Below are 2,288 nucleotides of genomic sequence, written 5' to 3'. Positions count from 1 at the left end.
CCGGTTGGCGGAATGGGGGGAGCTGGTGACGCGCAAGGCGGCCGGCGAGCCGGTCCAATATATTACCGGCGAGCAGTGGTTTTACGGCCTGCCTTTCAAGGTGACGCCGGCCGTGCTCATCCCCCGCCCCGAGACCGAACTGCTGGTCGAGGCGGTGCTGGCCGCAGCCGACAGGCTATGGCCGGGGGCTGCCGGACCCGAACCGGGGCCCGGATTGCCCGCGCCGACGGTGGTCGACATTGGCACAGGCAGCGGCGCCATTGCCGTGACGCTAGCCGCCCAGCGTCCGGGATGGCGTGTGTGCGCGTCCGACTTGTCGGAGGAAGCGCTGACGGTCGCCCGCCTGAACGCCGCCCGGCACGGGGTGTCGGCGCGCATGGCGTTCGCCCATGGCGATCTGCTTGAGCCGTACGCCGCGCCGCCGGCGGATGAGGACGGCGATCAGGCGGCGGACGGAGCCGCTTGGCAACAGAGTGAAGCGCCGGGGCTGCGCATCGATGTGCTCGTGTCCAATCCTCCGTATATTCCGGTTGCGGACATCGATGGGCTGCAGCTCGAGGTGCGTGACCACGAGCCCCGTCTCGCGCTGGACGGCGGCGAGGACGGGCTTGCCCCATACAGGCGTATGCTGGCGCAAGTTCCACGGCTTGCGGCTCCGCCGGCAATCGTTGCTTTCGAGCTGGGTCAAGGTCAAGCGCAAGCGGTGGCGCGGATGCTGCGCGAGGCCGGGCATTGGGATGAAATCCGGATCATCAAGGATTATGCGGGTATCGAGCGCCATGTGCTTGGTGCGCGAACTTAACGGCACAGGAAAGCGGAGGGGGCCTGCCGGGCCCTTTTTGCATTTACCGGCCAATGCCGCCGCGGGGTTTGCGGAAAGGGCAAGCTGCGTAAGCTGCTAGCGACGTTTTAGCAGTTTACGAGGTTTAAAGATTCGGATGCCGGACATACTGGAGCTATGAACCGTTCCGGAACGCAAGCTAAGCGCCGACGGGCGCCCGAAAGAGGGGCTTGTGTCATGGTCATCCGCAATCATATCTTTTATTCGATTCCTTTTCGCGCATCTTATGGTTATCTGTTTCTTGCCCTTATGCTGCTTGTCATGTCTTGGGAAGGCCTTCGGAATGATGCGGCTGTCGCCGCCAAGGTCATACCCGAGGAGTCGATCCGTCTCCGCATTCTCGCCAATTCGGATTCGCCGGCGGACCAGGCCGTTAAACTACATATTCGCGATGCCATTATCGCCGAATTGGAAAACGATGCAGGGGGGCGTCAGCTGACGATAGAGGCGGCCCGCCTGACGATCACCGGCCGGCTGCCCGATTTTGAGCGGCTTATCCGCCGCGAGTTGGCCGCAAGGGGCTTCGATTACGGCGTTAAAGCCGAGCTCGGTATCGTGCCGTTCCCGACCAAAATGTACGGAAACCGCGTCTATCCCGCCGGCGACTATGAAGCGCTGCGCATCACGCTGGGCGAGGGCAAGGGACAGAACTGGTGGTGCGTGCTTTTCCCGCCGCTCTGCTTCGTGGACTCGGTGAGCGGCGATGCGACCGGCGTGAAGACGGCCGCAGCAACCGCAGCAACCGCGGATACAGATGGAGAGACTGGTCCGAAGCGGGAGGCCCCGGAAATGAAGTTTTTCGTATGGGAGCTGCTGCAGTCGATGGCCGAATTTATCAAAAATCTGTTTCGCTGACCATCGACAGGATGAAGCCGAAGATAGCGTGCCGTGCGCCGAGCTTCGGCTTTTATGCTGGGCGCTTGCTTCTTGCCTGACGGGTTTGTGCTATAATGTAGCAAATAAAATCCGGAACGCTGCGAGGTTACGAATTTGAAACAAGAGACGAAGGTTTGGGTAATCGGGGACAGGGATGCGACGGACAAAGCGATAGCCGAGGCCGCGGGCCTGCTGCGAGAAGGCGGGGTGGTGGCGTTTCCTACGGAGACGGTGTACGGGCTCGGCGCGGATGCGTCGAATACGGCGGCGGTGGAGCGGATATTTGCGGCCAAGGGCCGTCCGTCCGACAATCCGCTGATCGTGCATATAGCGGAACGGTCGCAACTGGAGTGCATTGTCCTTCCCTATGGCGAGATTGCTGCAAAGCTGATGGAGCGGTTCTGGCCCGGCCCGCTCACGCTTGTGCTGCCCGTTCGGCCGGGCGCTGTTTCGCCGCGTGTGACCGCCGGGCTGGACACCGTCGCTGTGCGGATGCCGGCCCATCCGGTCGCACTGCAGCTGATCGTGGCGGCGGGTTGCCCGGTCGCTGCGCCGAGCGCGAACCGCTCGG

General features: G+C 62.9%; 3 protein-coding genes. All 3 read left to right on the top strand.

The annotated features are described in order from the left end of the window. The coding region (gene prmC, locus BG52_RS01130) for a peptide chain release factor N(5)-glutamine methyltransferase (RefSeq protein ID WP_036666647.1) at nt 1–802 on the top strand (802 nt) is incomplete at its 5' end. A gap of 216 nt (nt 803–1,018) precedes the next feature. Beyond that, on the top strand, nt 1,019–1,696 hold the full coding sequence (spoIIR, locus tag BG52_RS01125; protein ID WP_036583068.1) for a stage II sporulation protein R: 678 nt from the start codon (nt 1,019–1,021) through the stop codon (nt 1,694–1,696). A 135-nt stretch (nt 1,697–1,831) separates the two neighbouring features. Then, nucleotides 1,832–2,288, top strand: a 457-nt coding sequence (locus BG52_RS01120; protein ID WP_036666644.1) for an L-threonylcarbamoyladenylate synthase, incomplete at its 3' end; no start/stop codon positions are given.

Origin of the sequence: Paenibacillus darwinianus (genome assembly GCF_000598065.1) — a bacterium.
GTDB lineage: Bacteria > Bacillota > Bacilli > Paenibacillales > Paenibacillaceae > Paenibacillus_I > Paenibacillus_I darwinianus.
The sequence above is the reverse complement of the archived record's forward strand: the minus strand, read 5'-3'. Positions and strand labels throughout refer to the sequence as shown.

What these genes read in the sequence shown, in the direction of transcription:
- spoIIR (WP_036583068.1), top strand. Translation starts at nt 1,019, where the DNA reads ATGGTCATCCGCAATCATATCTTTTATTCGATTCCTTTTCGCGCATCT.